Origin of the sequence: Alteromonas sp. B31-7, assembly GCF_015767655.1 — a bacterium.
GTDB lineage: Bacteria > Pseudomonadota > Gammaproteobacteria > Enterobacterales > Alteromonadaceae > Alteromonas > Alteromonas australica.
Map to the genome: position 1 here is coordinate 4418111 of NZ_CP065233.1, position 14764 is coordinate 4432874.

Annotated in this window: 15 protein-coding genes; 9 read left to right on the top strand and 6 right to left on the bottom strand. The window is 45.4% G+C overall.

The window, feature by feature from the left end; genetic code table 11:
* The 3 genes from IUA53_RS19305 to ygiD form a co-directional block, all read right to left on the bottom strand.
* Complete coding sequence (locus IUA53_RS19305; protein WP_044449039.1) at nucleotides 1-1302, bottom strand: MFS transporter; 1302 nt, start codon at nucleotides 1300-1302, stop codon at nucleotides 1-3.
* Nucleotides 1303-1515: 213 nt separating this feature from the next.
* On the bottom strand, nucleotides 1516-2604 hold the full coding sequence (locus IUA53_RS19310) for an acetamidase/formamidase family protein (protein WP_044058475.1): 1089 nt from the start codon (nucleotides 2602-2604) through the stop codon (nucleotides 1516-1518).
* A 151-nt stretch (nucleotides 2605-2755) separates the two neighbouring features.
* Complete coding sequence (ygiD, locus tag IUA53_RS19315) at nucleotides 2756-3541, bottom strand: 4,5-DOPA dioxygenase extradiol (RefSeq protein ID WP_044058476.1); 786 nt, start codon at nucleotides 3539-3541, stop codon at nucleotides 2756-2758.
* Nucleotides 3542-3765: 224 nt separating this feature from the next.
* On the opposite strand from ygiD, the gene IUA53_RS19320 reads away from it, so the two are divergent.
* From IUA53_RS19320 to IUA53_RS19330, 3 genes are all read left to right on the top strand, one after another.
* On the top strand, nucleotides 3766-4374 hold the full coding sequence (locus IUA53_RS19320; RefSeq protein WP_196897635.1) for an NADPH-dependent FMN reductase: 609 nt from the start codon (nucleotides 3766-3768) through the stop codon (nucleotides 4372-4374).
* Between the two features lie 35 nt (nucleotides 4375-4409).
* On the top strand, nucleotides 4410-5222 hold the full coding sequence (locus IUA53_RS19325; RefSeq protein WP_196897636.1) for a TauD/TfdA dioxygenase family protein: 813 nt from the start codon (nucleotides 4410-4412) through the stop codon (nucleotides 5220-5222).
* A gap of 229 nt (nucleotides 5223-5451) precedes the next feature.
* Nucleotides 5452-5598, top strand: coding sequence for a hypothetical protein (locus IUA53_RS19330; protein WP_196897637.1), 147 nt, complete (start codon nucleotides 5452-5454; stop codon nucleotides 5596-5598).
* 94 nt (nucleotides 5599-5692) lie between these two features.
* Here IUA53_RS19330 and groL read toward each other — a convergent pair whose 3' ends face one another.
* From groL to IUA53_RS19345, 3 genes are all read right to left on the bottom strand, one after another.
* The gene (gene groL, locus IUA53_RS19335; protein WP_044058479.1) at nucleotides 5693-7333 is read right to left on the bottom strand and encodes a chaperonin GroEL; all 1641 of its coding nucleotides are present in this window, start codon (nucleotides 7331-7333) and stop codon (nucleotides 5693-5695) included.
* 40 nt (nucleotides 7334-7373) lie between these two features.
* Nucleotides 7374-7664, bottom strand: a complete 291-nt coding sequence (locus IUA53_RS19340; protein WP_044058480.1) for a co-chaperone GroES — start codon at nucleotides 7662-7664, stop codon at nucleotides 7374-7376.
* Nucleotides 7665-7852: 188 nt separating this feature from the next.
* Nucleotides 7853-8392: an FxsA family protein gene (locus tag IUA53_RS19345; protein ID WP_196897638.1), complete on the bottom strand. Its 540-nt coding sequence runs from the start codon at nucleotides 8390-8392 to the stop codon at nucleotides 7853-7855.
* Nucleotides 8393-8580: 188 nt separating this feature from the next.
* Here IUA53_RS19345 and cutA point away from each other — a divergent pair, with 188 nt between their 5' ends.
* The 6 genes from cutA (at nucleotide 8581) to IUA53_RS19375 (ending at nucleotide 14673) form a co-directional block, all read left to right on the top strand.
* A complete protein-coding gene (gene cutA, locus IUA53_RS19350; protein WP_044058481.1) occupies nucleotides 8581-8898 on the top strand; it encodes a divalent-cation tolerance protein CutA in 318 nt (105 codons plus the stop codon).
* Between the two features lie 61 nt (nucleotides 8899-8959).
* Nucleotides 8960-10717, top strand: coding sequence for a protein-disulfide reductase DsbD (locus tag IUA53_RS19355; RefSeq protein ID WP_196899623.1), 1758 nt, complete (start codon nucleotides 8960-8962; stop codon nucleotides 10715-10717).
* Nucleotides 10718-11075: 358 nt separating this feature from the next.
* The gene (gene aroQ / locus IUA53_RS19360; protein WP_044058482.1) at nucleotides 11076-11516 is read left to right on the top strand and encodes a type II 3-dehydroquinate dehydratase; all 441 of its coding nucleotides are present in this window, start codon (nucleotides 11076-11078) and stop codon (nucleotides 11514-11516) included.
* A 14-nt stretch (nucleotides 11517-11530) separates the two neighbouring features.
* Complete coding sequence (gene accB, locus IUA53_RS19365) at nucleotides 11531-11992, top strand: acetyl-CoA carboxylase biotin carboxyl carrier protein (protein ID WP_044058483.1); 462 nt, start codon at nucleotides 11531-11533, stop codon at nucleotides 11990-11992.
* A 14-nt stretch (nucleotides 11993-12006) separates the two neighbouring features.
* Nucleotides 12007-13350, top strand: a complete 1344-nt coding sequence (gene accC, locus IUA53_RS19370) for an acetyl-CoA carboxylase biotin carboxylase subunit (RefSeq protein WP_044058484.1) — start codon at nucleotides 12007-12009, stop codon at nucleotides 13348-13350.
* A 354-nt stretch (nucleotides 13351-13704) separates the two neighbouring features.
* On the top strand, nucleotides 13705-14673 hold the full coding sequence (locus tag IUA53_RS19375; RefSeq protein WP_231401205.1) for a hypothetical protein: 969 nt from the start codon (nucleotides 13705-13707) through the stop codon (nucleotides 14671-14673).
* The last annotated feature ends 91 nt before the right edge of the window (nucleotides 14674-14764 follow it).

The window sequence follows — 14764 nt, forward strand, 5'->3', positions numbered from 1 at the left end:
TTATAGCTCCTTAGCTGCAGTGAGCTGAGTATCATTATGAACAGTGGGTGGCGAAACAGAGGCGGTTTTTCCCGCCTCTTTCACTAGCTTTGGTGGACGCATAAAGGACACCACAACGAACACTACAGCCGGCATAGCCCCAACCAGTAAAAATGGCGACACAAACGACCCAGTAACATCGCGCATCGTGCCGCAAATATAAGGGGCACTTGCGGCCACGGTGGCAAACAGGTTTAAAGTTGAGAACAGTTGTAAGTATGGGCCTGATCCAAAGTAGCGTAGGATCAATACTGTGCACGACAAAAACGTGAGACCAAAACCAAAACCAATTGCTATTGCATAAATCACTTGAATGAAAAGGCTATTGCCGTAGCTAAGCGCAACCATACCACCTGCCAACATTAATAAAGCGGCCTGCAACATTGTTTTAGGCTCAAAAAACTCAGCAATAAAGCCACCAATAACCCGAGACATCGCATTGCAGAATGCTTCTAACGACAGCATGGTGCTAGCTAGCGCAAAGGTAACGCCTATTTGTGTTAAGTGGGACACAGAGAAGCTATTCACTGTTGTACCTACCAACAACACACTGGTGTAAGCCGCACAAATTGCCCAATATTGCGGCGTGCGCAATGCGTCGCGAAAGCGCCAAGTTTCTCGGGTTTCATATACGTTGCTTTGGGTTGTTTTTTCTTCATCTTTAGGGGGAAGTTTTAAACGAGTAGCATCGGTAAAAGCCAATGATAGCCACATGAGCAACACAGAGGACGCAATTAGGGTAAGTGTAATAATCCAATGAAGTCGCCAATTGCCTAATGCGTCATTGGCTAACCAAACAATAAGGGGGCCTGCCACCCCACCAAGCCCGCCCATGGTGTAATAAAACCCAAAAGCCGTCGAACGCTTAACAAAGAAGTGGGTAATAATATACGTGCCGGGTATCGCGCCTACAAAGGTGTAACCCATCCCCACTAAAATACAGCCTAAGAAGTAGGTTGCTGGAATGTGTGTGGCATACAAGGTGAGAAAACCCACAGTCAGTAAACACAAACCCACAAAAAGGGTTTTGGCGATACCCCAGTTTTTAATGGTAATGGATGGCAAATAACCACTCACACCGCATGCCATGGCAAGGAAGGTAAATCCAAGCCCTGCAGTGGTCCATGTCCACTCTAATTCATTGACCATGAAAGGAATCACTACGCCTAAAGAAGAGAAAGTGGACGCACTGATTACGAAAAAGCACCAACTGAAAGTAAGCAAAATGAACCACGATTGTTTTTGGGCACTGATTTTAGGCATAAGTTATTTCCTCGTTAGCCTGACAACATTAGCAGCGTTACAATTCAGGCCCTAGTCGCTAAAAGATGAAATCGGCTATTACCAATCCCATGTATGGCAGGGTATAGTGTTAAGGTATCACTAGTTGAAGTACTACTTTTGTCTATACCCGCCTAACTTCTTGGCAATTTATGCAAACGTGAATAATTCCGGCATTTTTAGCCTTTCATCGTGCTATTTGCTGTCAGGTTCGCCTTTATTCATAACACTTCTTGGTATTTTCACGTGAACGCCTTGTACCGTATCGACCACCTGCGTTACCGTAAAATCGCTGCCCACACTCATAAGAGAATACGCATCGTCTTTGCTTAATCCTCTGTGTTCGCTTAACAGCTCAAGCATATCAAGGGAGGCATTTTTCATGGCGATATTCAAATCCTCGTCAAATCCATGAACAATAAAATAATTTGGTGTCTCAAGTAGTGGCGATGGGAACACAAAGTCCTTTCGTAGAATAATTTGCATAGTAACGTCTAAGGATGCTTCTATCGCTGTACCACTTATCTCTCCGTCACCCTGAGATACGTGAGGGTCACCGATGGAGAATAGTCCGCCCTCTACTTGCACTGGATAGTACATGGTGGAGCCCGCCCCAATGCGCCAGTTGTCAATATTACCGCCGTGTTTACCCGGAGGAATGGTGCTAACACGGCCTGATTTGTCTGGCGCTACACCCGCTGTCCCTAAATGAGGACGAACCGGAACACGTACACCATTTAGCGCTTTGTGACGTTCGCACTCCGGACAATGGGTTACGGTGCCCGGCGTTTCATATTTACCCTTAAAGTCGTAGGCATAGTGTCCATGCGCCTGCATGCTTGCCGAATCTAGTCTATAAATTGTTACCCGCTCCTTCTCACCAAACTCTTCATACAAATGGCCCCAGTTGGCCGCCAAATTAGAGCCATAGGAAAAGCGAGGACGCATAGAGAGATAACGCACTTCTAGCATGTCGCCGGGCTGCGCGCCTTCTACATAAATGGGGCCTGTCATCAAATGTACACCCGGGTTTCTGTCGTCTTCAGGTATGCCCGCCCATACTGCTTTTAATGCATCATCCATCATAAGATCCGGCGCATCGCCCGCGTGGTGGGTCACGGCCTCCGCTTGAATAATGTCCCCACTTTTCACTTTAATTGCAGGAGCTTGAGTGGCTGAAAAGTAGCCCCAGTGGCAGTTTTCTACGGTGGCTTTTAAGGTGTGCAATGCCGAAGGATGCTTGCGGTCAGCATTGGTCAAGTCATCAATTTTTAATAATGCCATGAGGCGCTCCAGTAAAAGGTGAGGTTAGTATTTATTGGCGTATGCCCTTATTCGTAAATAAAGATTACTGGTGCTCCTCCCCAACTTCTTGCTTAGATACGCCCAGAAAGTTGGCCAAAATCCCCCGTTCACGTCGCTATAATGCAATACCTTACTGCAGTATGATGGTGGTCATATCTAACGAGCCATATTCACAGTATTGTGATTTAAATGTAACATTATCAGTAGGTTGACGAGCACCTAACACGTATAGTAAAGGAAGGTAGTGATCAGGACTGGGGACAGCTTGCTGAGCTTCTGGGCCGAAGGCTAAATAATCTACTGCGTGTTCCGGTGTGTTATTAGTCACTGCATTACGAATATAGTCACCAAACCGTTGTGCCCATGGATAGGTGGTATTACGCGCATTCCAGTTCATTACACCTAAATTGTGGACAATGTTTCCACTGCCTAAAATTAGGTAACCTTGCTCACGCAAGGCGGCTAATTTCTTTCCAATATTAAAGTGGTATTCGTTGTTTTGGGTGCGATCGATGGAAAGTTGTACCACAGGGATATCTGCCTTAGGATATACCTTAGACAATACACACCATGTACCGTGGTCAAAGCCCCAACTCGTATCTAAGCTAGCATCTTCTTCGACTAGTAAGCTAACAACTTTATTTGCTAGCTCAACGCTTCCAGGCGCAGGATATTGCATTTCATACATTGCGGGAGGGAAACCACCAAAATCATGTATTGTGCGAGGGTTTTCATTGGCAGTTACCGCGGTTTTGTCGATATACCAGTGGGCTGATACACAGACAATACCTTTAGGCGTCGAAAATTCACTTGCCAAGTTGTCCCACATTTGTGTAGCTGGGTTATTTTCCAAGATGTTGCCTGGACTACCATGACCAATAAATATAGCTGGCATAATAGTGTTGAGTTCACTCATCGTTGCTTACTCTTAGCGTTGTACTAGATGCCATTACGCTATCCCGATAGACCTGCACAGTCTTGTATAAACCTGATTAAATAGTTGATAAAAAACGCCTAGCAAATTCAAGCAATGGCACTACATGCGTAAATTCCCCAGTTCTTTGGGCGTAAACAGACAAGAATCTCCTACACGGCTGACATACCGTTTACATGTTCATATTCAAACTGTGGGAAAAAGTCATGAAAGTAGCGGTAATCTGTGGCAGCCAACGAAAATCATCACAAACTGCCAAAGTAGGCCAATATGCGGTAAACCACTTAACCGACCTTGGTCACGACACCTATTTTTTAGATCTCGCCGTGCATCCGCTGACAAATTTCGACGATTCTTTTTGGTCTGAGCCTTCAGGCACATTGCAAACGCAATGGCAACCCATATCAGACGAGTTGAAAAGCGCCGACGCGCTTATTGTAATTACCCCTGACTGGCACGGGATGGTACCCAGTTGCTTGAAGAATTTCTTTTTGTACTGTGGGGTAAAGGAAACAGCAAATAAACCGGGGTTAATCATTGCGTTGTCAGCGTCAACCGGTGGCTACTTGCCAGTGGCAGAACTACGTATAAGTAGCAGTAAAAATAATCGTATTTGCTGGATACCAGACCACCTAATTATTCGTAATGTCAAAGCGTGCTTTAATACGCCACGTCCCTCGGAAGATAAAGACGATACCTATATACAGGCTAGATTTTCCCACTCACTGAGTTTGCTATTGCAATACGCAGTAGGATTAAGCGGTGTGCGCGAAAGTGCTGTCGCCGATTACAAAACCTATCCTTTTGGCATGTAACAGTCGCTATAGACTCATTGAGACCGGAGTAAATCATGGCATCTAATACTATTAGTATTACCCCACTTACACGCAATATTGGCGCTGAAATTGGCAATATAGATTTAACCAAGCCCATAAGTGCAGAGGTAGAAAATCAACTCAAAAACGCCATAGCCCAATATCAGGTCATTTTTTTTCGTGACCAAAAAATTAGCCATGAGCAACACATGGCGGTAGGGCAGATATTTGGCGATCTCATTATTCATCCCGGAGCAAAAGGAATAGAGGGCTACGACAAAATTGTGGCTATACACGCCGATAAAGACTCTAAATACATTGCAGGAGACAACTGGCATTCTGACTTAAGCTGTAATGCGCAGCCTCCGATGGGTTCAATGTTGTACATCCACACGCTTCCAGAAGTTGGCGGCGACACGCTTTTTTCATCCATGTATGCTGCCTATGACGCGCTATCTCCCGCTATGCAGCAGTATTTAGAGGGATTGCAAGCAGAGCACGACGCAAATCACGTATACCATGCTATTTATGGAGATTACGGAACGGCTTACCCTTGTAATGTTCACCCAGTAGTACGTACTCACCCCGTTACAGGTAAGAAGGCTATTTTTGTTAATGCTTCCTATACCACCCGCATACTCGGTGTATCTAAAAACGAAAGTGATGGTATTTTAGCGATGCTCTATGAACTGACCAAAGATCCAAACTTTCAGGTGCGATTTAGCTGGCAACCTCATTCAATCGCCATATGGGATAACCGTTGTACTCAACATTTTGCAGTATGGGATTACTTCCCCGATACCCGTTCAGGATACCGCGTGACCATTGGTGGCGATACGCCTTATTAGCTAAGCACGTGCAACTATGTTGCCGAGATAATTACGATGTCGGTAGACAATCTGAATTTCGCCAAGATGATGCAGTCACTACTTCTGTACAGTTTCGTATCGTTAAAACTCAATGCATATTTACATGGCTAGCGGAAGTTAGCGTAGGTAGATTAATAGGCGGCCTTTTTGGCGTTGCTCTTGATGCCTATGCTGCAATCACCATGTCATATTGAATTGAGTATACATAATGAATACAACGCTTCTAAAGGTTTGCGCCATATGTGCGGTTGCCGGCATCAGCGGCATACTGCCGCTCCCCACTCTTGTTAAAGCCGTTGTTGTCGTTGCGGCACTCATTGGATTGTTATTAATAAAGACAGAAGACGGCGAATAAAAAAGCCACCAAGAGTTAACTTGGTGGCTTCTTATATATGTCATGTTGTTGATGTTAAAAGCTATGCCTTTAAATCAACAAGCGAGACGGATGATTACATCATGCCGCCCATTCCGCCCATGCCGCCCATATCAGGCATTGCAGGCGCAGCTTCTTCTTTAGGTAGTTCAGCTACCATTGCTTCAGTAGTGATCATTAGTGAAGCAATTGACGATGCGAACTGAAGTGCAGAGCGTGTTACTTTAGTTGGGTCAAGAATACCCATCTCAAGCATGTCGCCATAGGTATCGTTACCTGCGTTGTAACCGTAGTTACCTTCGCCGCCTTTAACTGCGTTGATAACAACAGAAGCTTCAGCACCGGCGTTAGACGCGATTTGACGTAGAGGTGCTTCCATCGCACGTAGTGCAAGCTTAATACCTACAGTTTGGTCTTCGTTGTCGCCAGTTAGCTCGCTAAGCTTAGATGCGGCGCGAACGAGAGCAACACCACCACCAGGTACTACGCCTTCTTCAACCGCGGCGCGCGTTGCGTGTAGTGCATCTTCAACACGGTCTTTCTTCTCTTTCATTTCAACTTCGGTTGCTGCGCCCACTTTAATGACTGCAACACCGCCTGAAAGCTTAGCAAGACGCTCTTGAAGTTTTTCTTTATCGTAGTCAGATGAAGACTCTTCAATTTGACCTTTGATTTGAGCACAACGGCCTTCAATCGCTTCTTGGTCGCCGTTACCGTCAACAACAGTGGTGTTATCTTTGTTGATAACAACGCGCTTAGCAGTACCAAGGTCTTCGAGTTGTACTTTTTCAAGCTCAAGACCAATCTCTTCAGAGATTACAGTACCGCCAGTTAGAATAGCGATGTCTTGTAGCATGGCTTTACGACGGTCACCAAAACCAGGTGCTTTAACCGCTGCCACTTTAACAATACCGCGCATGTTGTTAACGACTAGAGTAGCAAGCGCTTCGCCTTCAACATCTTCAGCGATGATCATAAGCGGCTTACCTGCTTTCGCTACACCTTCAAGGGTAGGAAGTAGTTCACGGATGTTAGAAATTTTCTTGTCAACCAATAGGATGAACGGGTTGTCTAGTTCAACAGTGCCGTTTTCTTGGTTGTTGATGAAGTATGGAGATAGGTAACCACGGTCGAACTGCATACCTTCAACAACGTCTAGTTCGTTTTGAAGTGCTTGACCTTCTTCTACAGTGATAACACCTTCTTTACCTACTTTTTCCATTGCTTGTGCAATGATGTCGCCTACTTCTGCGTCTGTGTTTGCAGAGATAGTACCAACCTGAGCGATAGACTTGCTGTCTGCACAGTCAGTAGAAAGCGCTTTAAGCTCTTCAACTGCAGCAATAACAGCTTTGTCGATACCGCGCTTAAGATCCATTGGGTTCATACCCGCAGCAACGCTCTTAAGGCCTTCAGTTACAATAGCTTGCGCGAGTACTGTTGCAGTAGTAGTACCGTCACCCGCTTCATCGTTCGCCTTAGACGCTACTTCTTTAACCATCTGTGCGCCCATGTTTTCAAACTTGTCTTCAAGTTCGATTTCTTTCGCTACAGATACACCATCTTTAGTAATGGTAGGGGCACCAAATGACTTATCTAGTACAACGTTACGGCCTTTTGGACCTAGGGTTACCTTAACTGCGTTTGCTAGGGTGTTAACACCTTTAAGCATTTTTGAACGCGCGTCATCACCAAAACGTACTTCTTTAGCTGCCATGATTCAATTCCTCTCTAATTCGGTTAAACGTTAGTTGTTATTACTCAACAATCGCAAGAATGTCGCTTTCGCTTAGGATTAGAACTTCTTCACCATCCAGCTTTTCTGTTTTAACGCCGTAACCGTCATTGAAAATAACGGTGTCGCCAACTTTAACGTCTAGCGCTTTTACGTCGCCGTTATCAAGAATACGACCGTTACCTACTGCGATGACTTCACCGCGAGTAGATTTTTCCGCTGCAGAACCAGTCAGAACGATGCCGCCTGCAGATTTACTTTCTTGCTCTGCGCGTTTAATGATTACGCGGTCGTGTAAAGGACGAATTGCCATTTTCAAGTCTCCTGAAAATTCCACTATTCAAGTTTAAGTGATTACCGGTATTCAGTTGTCTGAATACCGAATGCTTGGGATGCCCATTTCTGGGCAGTTAAAATCTTATCTGCGAGGATAAATGGGGGAGTGTCCTGACAACTTCAAGGGTTTTTACATAAAAAAATGTAAAAAAATTGATTTTAACGTTACTTCAATCGCTTATCAGGATCGTTTTGCGTTTTATCAGCAAACTCGCCTTCGATGACATCACTGTCGTCACGCCCGCTATTACGCTGGCCGAAGGGGTCATTGCTTTGCTCAAATGGGTTATGTTGCGCACCTTGCTGATAGTTGAACCCACTAGCGGCTCCCGCACTACCTGGCACGACAACCCGCATCTTCATGTGTTTGCTTACTTGGGCAGCAAGAAAATGGCGTGAACCTGGTAGCGCAAATAAAAAACCGAATATGTCAGTGATAAACCCTGGCGTCACCAGTAATATGCCCGCCACCACTAGCATGAGCCCTTCAACTAACTCGTTGCCGGGCATCTCATTGCGCTGCATTTTCGCTTGCGCGGTTTGCAAGGTATTTATTCCTTCACGTTTAACAAAGTATGCCCCTATAAACGCGGATAAAATAACCAGCCCAACCGTGTTCCAACCACCAATAATGTCGCCAACATGTACCAATAGTGCTATTTCAACTATCGGTAGAATGGCAAAAAGTAAAAATAAAACCCGCAAAACCCTTCCTCTTTCTAACGTGTCATAGTCAGTTATAAGGGCTAAGACACTAATAACAAGCAAAGGTGCAATGGTTTCGGCTAATAGGCAAGGTAAAGCGACCGATGACGAATATGGTAAGCTTGGTTTATGAAAGAATAGGCCGCACATCCCGGTCTAATCAATCAGATCAAATGAGGAGGCGAATAATGTCGTTACGTGTGGTTTTGTGTACGGCGCCAAATAAGGCGATTGCACAGCAAATTGCGAATTCCTTGGTGGCTGAAAAGCTTGCTGCATGTGTCAATATTATCAGCGGTATTGAGTCGGTGTACGAATGGCAAGATCAAATCGAAACCGACCAAGAGTACCAGCTAATCATAAAAACCGCCTCCACTTGCCTCGACAATGCCTTTCAATGTGTTTGTGCGTTGCACCCTTACGATGTGCCAGAGTGGATAGTGTTAGATGCGTGTGCAAGCGAACAATATGGCATGTGGATGCGTAACGTTCTAAACAATCACTAAGTATGTGTAACAATAAAAATAAAACAAAGACGAATTAACCATGATAAAAATGAAAAATCCCATGCTGTTGTTGCGCACACTAATGTGTCTGTTAGTGGTACAAGTCAGTGGGCCAGCATTTGGGCAACTGTCTAACGACTTCGACGACCCTTTCGGTGATGAACCTGAATATTTGCCTGTGGATCAGGCATTCATGTTCGACTTTAATCAAGATCAACAAGACTTAACGGTAAGCTTCACCATTGCAGAGGGTTACTATCTATACAAAAAGCAATTTAAATATGTCGCGAAAAATGCCGAGATAGGGGAAGCCTCTTACCCTAAAGGCAACATCATTGAAGATGAATTTTATGGTGAATCTGAAGTTTTTCACCAGCAAGTAGACATTCATATTCCCCTTACCCAGGTATCGGCAGATGGGATAGTTAAAGTACGTTACCAAGGTTGCGCCGAGGCAGGTTTGTGTTACCCGCCAACGGTAAAGGTGGTGTATGTAGACGCATTGGCGAAAAGTCCCGCGCACGGGAGTACGGCAACAAGCGAGCAGTACTCTTTGGCAGATAAGCTAATCAATAAAGACAATCTTGCCCTCACGTTACTGCTGTTTCTAGCCCTAGGTATTGGCCTTGCTTTTACACCCTGTGTATTCCCCATGTATCCCATTGTGTCGGGTATCGTTATTGGCCAAGGCAAACCCAAAGGGCTATCACACTCATTTTGGCTTACTTTTGTGTACGTTCAAGGCATGGCAATTACCTATTCTCTGTTAGGTGTCGCGGTGGCGGTTGCAGGGGCGCAATTTCAGGCTGCCTTACAACACCCCGTGGTGTTAAGCGTATTTATTGGTTTATTTGTACTATTAGCTGTTGCTCTATTTGGCGGGTTTGAGCTGCAACTGCCTGCAAAATGGCAAGAACGATTAACCCATTTAAGTAACAACCAAACCGCAGGTAGCTTTGCCGGTGTGTTTGTGATGGGTGTACTTTCAGGGCTAATTGCCTCCCCCTGCACCACGGCGCCGCTCACTGGCATTTTGTTATTTATCGCCCAAACGGGGGATATGCTACTGGGGTTTGCCTCGCTTTATTTGCTTAGCTTAGGCATGGGTATTCCGCTTATTCTTTTTGGCATCACTGGCGGAAAGCTGTTACCGAAAGCAGGTAACTGGATGAATGTGGTAAAAGTCACCTTTGGCTTTATGATGTTAGCTGTGGCCATTGTGTTTATTGAACGGCTGTGGACAAGCCCATTATCAGATTTCATTTGGGCGGCCTGGGGCTTTGGTCTGTTTGGATATTACTGGTATATCAATCGTCACACGCCTGCCACCAAGGCAAAATTGATACGCGCCATTATCGTCGCCATGGGTATTATGGGCAGTGTGTCGGTGGCACTCCATGCGGGCATTAACGCCGAATTGTGGGGCGAGCAAAAAGCCCACCCTACGTTTCAACAGGCGAGAAATCTCGATGAACTTTACGCGAATATTGCACAAGCTAATGCCGAGGGTAAAACCGTGATGGTGGACTTGTACGCAGACTGGTGTGTAGCGTGTAAAGAGTTTGAAAAATACACCTTCCCCAGCGAAAACGTGCAAGAAGCACTTCAAAACACGGTGTGGATGCAAATGGATTTAACCGATAACACGCCAGAGCGGCAAGCGGTGTTCGACAAGTTTGACGTGTTGGGTTTGCCTACTATCTTGTTTTTTGACAATGAAGGAAACGAGCTTAAACGCGCCCGAGTCACCGGCTTCATGAAAGCAGATGCCTTTGCCGCCCACGTTAACTCATCGGTAAATAGCGGAGCTTCTCGTTAATAAACACGAGGAACCGCTAACCAACTTGTGTTTTTAGGGGCGGCGTTACCCCAACGTATAAGATAATTTTTCGCCATGACTTGGTTTATTTTTAGCTAAGTCATGGCGCTATAACGCCCTTACTGCCTACCTTTGGCGAAATCGTCAGCGCTACTTTTCGGCTAACCTGTACTCAAAACTTTGCACCGAAAACACCTGATTAGACCAGTATTTTGCTGCGAAAACTTTCACTTTTACTATAATCGGTTGCTAATTCAATAAACGAGCGGAATTATTGGCTTTTTTTCGTGCAACTGTCACATTTTTTTGTTGAAATGACATTTAATGTGATTTTTTAACGAAGATAGCAGCAAATTCAATGAATATTTTGTTACTAAATGGCCCTAACCTAAATATGTTAGGACAACGTGAACCTGATAAGTACGGCTCGCAAACCTTGCAAGACATCGTGGATGATCTTCAAGCGCAAGCTGAGTCAAGTGATGTTACGCTTAGTCACTTTCAGTCGAATGCTGAGCACGAGCTTATTGACTGTATTCACAATGCAATGGGGAACATAGATGCCATTATTATTAACCCTGCTGCTTTCACGCACACCAGTGTAGCCCTTCGCGACGCACTGCTAAGTGTCAGTATTCCATTTATTGAAGTGCACCTGTCTAACGTACACGGTCGCGAACCGTTTAGACACCACTCCTATTTTTCTGATGTTGCAGCTGGCGTCATCGTTGGCTTTGGCGCAATAGGCTATTCACTTGCGCTAACTGCAGCAATCAATTTACCGAAATCGCAAAATTAACGCAGAGACAGAACATGGATATTAGAAAAATTAAGAAGCTAATCGAACTTGTGGAAGAATCTGGCATTGCCGAGCTAGAAATCACAGAGGGCGAAGAGTCAGTACGTATTCACCGTGGTCCCACCGGCGTTCAAGCGCCTATGAATTATAGCTTTGCGGCGCCTCAAGCTCCACAAATGGCACCGCCACCAGCGGCGCCTATTGCAGAAGCCCCTGCTGCTGTAGAACCTGCTGCGCCAGAAGGCCACGTGGTTAAGTCTCCTATGGTAGGTACCTTCTACCGCGCCTCTTCTCCTACTGCTAAGCCGTTTGCCGAAGTTGGTCAACAAGTCAAAGTTGGCGATACCCTTTGTATCGTTGAAGCAATGAAGATGATGAACCAAATTGAAGCTGATAAAGCCGGTGTGGTGAAAGCCATTCTGGTAGAAAACCAAGATCCAGTAGAATTCGATCAACCTATGTTCATCATTGAATAAGTGAGTGCTGCATCATGCTAGATAAAGTACTTATTGCTAACCGGGGCGAAATTGCGCTACGTATACTTAGAGCTTGTAAAGAGCTAGGTATAAAGACTGTAGCCGTGCATTCAACCGCGGATAAAAACCTAAAACACGTGTTGCTTGCTGATGAATCTATTTGTATCGGTAAAGCATCTGCCACTGAAAGTTACCTGAACATTCCCCGTATCATTGCCGCCGCGGAAGTGACTAACTCTATTGCTATTCACCCTGGCTACGGCTTTTTAGCGGAAAACGCTGACTTTGCGGAAGCAGTAGAAAAAAGTGGCTTTATTTTCATTGGCCCCACCGCCGAAACCATCAACTTGATGGGTGACAAAGTGTCGGCCATTAGTGCAATGAAAAAAGCGGGTGTACCTTGCGTACCGGGCTCAGACGGCCCTCTTTCCGGTGATGAAGAAAAGAATAAAGCGATTGCTAAGCGCATTGGCTACCCAATTATCGTAAAAGCTGCCGGTGGCGGTGGTGGTCGCGGTATGCGCGTGGTTCGCAGCGAAGGTGAGTTGGTGAAAGCCATAGAAACCACCCAAGCGGAAGCTGGTGCAGCGTTTGGGAACGCCACGGTTTACATGGAGAAGTTCTTAGAAAACCCACGCCATGTTGAAATTCAAGTGTTGGCTGACGGTCAGGGTAATGCCATTCACCTTGGTGAGCGTGACTGCTCAATGCAGCGTCGCCACCAAAAAGTCGTTGAAGAGGCGCCAGCGCCGGGCATATCCGAGCAAATGCGAGCCAAAATTGGTGACCGATGCCGCAGAGCTTGTATTGAAATAGGCTATCGCGGTGCAGGTACTTTCGAGTTCTTATACGAAAACGGCGAATTCTATTTCATAGAAATGAACACCCGTATTCAGGTAGAACACCCTGTCTCTGAAATGATTACCGGTGTAGACCTTATTAAAGAGCAACTTCGCATTGCCGCAGGCCAACCACTTTCAATTGACCAATCGCAAATTCAGATTCGTGGCCATGCTATTGAATGCCGTATTAACGCGGAAGATCCTGAAACCTTTATACCAAGCCCAGGTCCCATTGATATCTTTCACGCACCAGGCGGTTTAGGTATACGCTGGGAGTCACATATCTATTCTGGGTATGTAGTGCCACCGTATTACGACTCTATGATTGGCAAGCTTATTACCTATGGTGAAAGCCGCGATGAAGCCATTGCGCGCATGCGTCACGCCCTAGATGAACTTGTGATAGAAGGCATTAAAACCAATATTCCTTTGCAACGTTCGATTATGGCCGATGAAAACTTCTTCGCGGGTGGAACTAACATCCATTACCTTGAGAAGAAATTAGGTATGTCATAGTACCGTTTTTATCCCCCTTAGCGTCGTCTCTTAAGGATAACGAGACGGCGCTTTTTCGTTTTTTCCTTCCTCAAATACCTCTCACTCCCATTTTCTGTTTTTACGATTAAAACAATCAATATTTAAGATTTTTCTTATTAAGAGCAAAACTCTATACTGATTCCATTGTTAGCCCTCCCTGCTAACAGTGAAGCAATTTTGTTTCTAGTTGTGTTTACCCTCATTGGAGTCCACCTCCATTTCTTGCCGGTGTCTATCACCGGCTTTTTTTTGCCAAAATTAAAATCATTTAATAGGCTTGGGCAGTATCTAATCTATCGCGCGTAAACTTATCATCCATGGTGAAGCATAATAATGACAGGTAATCATCCCAAAGCAGTAGTCATGCCCTTTGCACTTTTGTTCGTTGTCGTGAGTATTTGCGGTTGTATGCTTTTTACGCCCGTATTAGCTAGCTCAGTCGTGTCGCAAAAGCTCGATCTTCAATATCGATTTGATACGCGCTCCGACCGACCTAGTCGACATCAATACCGTGTGCGCTATTACCCTAGCTTATCCTTTGGCGATCAACGTCATTGGTCACTCAATGGATTCATAGTCAGCGGCGACGATTTTGCTTCTAGCCATAATACCCTGGGTAGTGATAACGCCGATTACCTGTATGCCCGCCGCGTTTTTGTTCGCTATCAATCTGATTATGGAAAAACAGAGATAGGCGTAATACCGACTTACAAAGGGCGAGTTTCTTCAACGGGGTTATCTAAAGATGGATGGATCTCCGGCATCAGAAACGTGTTTCAATTACAAGACGACAGCGCCTTTGAAGTGGTTGTCGGCCAACTAAGCGACACCCAAGCAAATCGCGCGTTGTCTTTAGGGGGCGAAGAAGATTACGTAGAAATAGAGTATTCCGCCAACATGGGGAAAAAGCACAGTTATGAAGCCAGTATTGAGCGAATGACAGCGCAAAACTTTATACGGGGAGAATATCGCTACCAGATTACCCCGAGCCACACCGCCTTTTTTGAAGCGATAAAACGTCTTGACGATGCTAGCGCGAAAATTGTGGTGGGTTTGTCAGGTTCGCTGTCACTTTATCATTATCCCCTTGAGTATTTTTCTCACTACTCTCATGTTGATGACGACTTCGGCGCCCGTGCAGAACTAACTGAAGATTTTCTTGGCACAGGACACGGTGTATCGCTGGAAGTCAGTGGAAACCTGGTCAGGCATCATCACCTTGAATGGTTTAGTCGAATCGATGTTGTAGACAGTGTCACCAGAGTAATGGCGGGAATAAAACTCTCTCTGGCTCAAAATTAAAAAAAGGCCCATCAAACGATGGGCCAAACAGCAAGAACGCGTACGCACTTTAACAGTGCATAATAGATACGCCACCTGGGCTTATTGTGTT

Excerpts from the sequence above, each read along its gene's own strand:
- IUA53_RS19305 (WP_044449039.1), bottom strand. The coding sequence starts at position 1,302 with ATGCCTAAAATCAGTGCCCAAAAACAATCGTGGTTCATTTTGCTTACT.
- IUA53_RS19310 (WP_044058475.1), bottom strand. The coding sequence starts at position 2,604 with ATGGCATTATTAAAAATTGATGACTTGACCAATGCTGACCGCAAGCAT.
- ygiD (WP_044058476.1), bottom strand. The coding sequence starts at position 3,541 with ATGAGTGAACTCAACACTATTATGCCAGCTATATTTATTGGTCATGGT.
- IUA53_RS19320 (WP_196897635.1), top strand. The coding sequence starts at position 3,766 with ATGAAAGTAGCGGTAATCTGTGGCAGCCAACGAAAATCATCACAAACT.
- IUA53_RS19325 (WP_196897636.1), top strand. The coding sequence starts at position 4,410 with ATGGCATCTAATACTATTAGTATTACCCCACTTACACGCAATATTGGC.
- IUA53_RS19330 (WP_196897637.1), top strand. The coding sequence starts at position 5,452 with ATGAATACAACGCTTCTAAAGGTTTGCGCCATATGTGCGGTTGCCGGC.
- groL (WP_044058479.1), bottom strand. The coding sequence starts at position 7,333 with ATGGCAGCTAAAGAAGTACGTTTTGGTGATGACGCGCGTTCAAAAATG.
- IUA53_RS19340 (WP_044058480.1), bottom strand. The coding sequence starts at position 7,664 with ATGGCAATTCGTCCTTTACACGACCGCGTAATCATTAAACGCGCAGAG.
- cutA (WP_044058481.1), top strand. The coding sequence starts at position 8,581 with ATGTCGTTACGTGTGGTTTTGTGTACGGCGCCAAATAAGGCGATTGCA.
- IUA53_RS19355 (WP_196899623.1), top strand. The coding sequence starts at position 8,960 with ATGCTGTTGTTGCGCACACTAATGTGTCTGTTAGTGGTACAAGTCAGT.
- aroQ (WP_044058482.1), top strand. The coding sequence starts at position 11,076 with ATGAATATTTTGTTACTAAATGGCCCTAACCTAAATATGTTAGGACAA.
- accB (WP_044058483.1), top strand. The coding sequence starts at position 11,531 with ATGGATATTAGAAAAATTAAGAAGCTAATCGAACTTGTGGAAGAATCT.
- accC (WP_044058484.1), top strand. The coding sequence starts at position 12,007 with ATGCTAGATAAAGTACTTATTGCTAACCGGGGCGAAATTGCGCTACGT.
- IUA53_RS19375 (WP_231401205.1), top strand. The coding sequence starts at position 13,705 with ATGACAGGTAATCATCCCAAAGCAGTAGTCATGCCCTTTGCACTTTTG.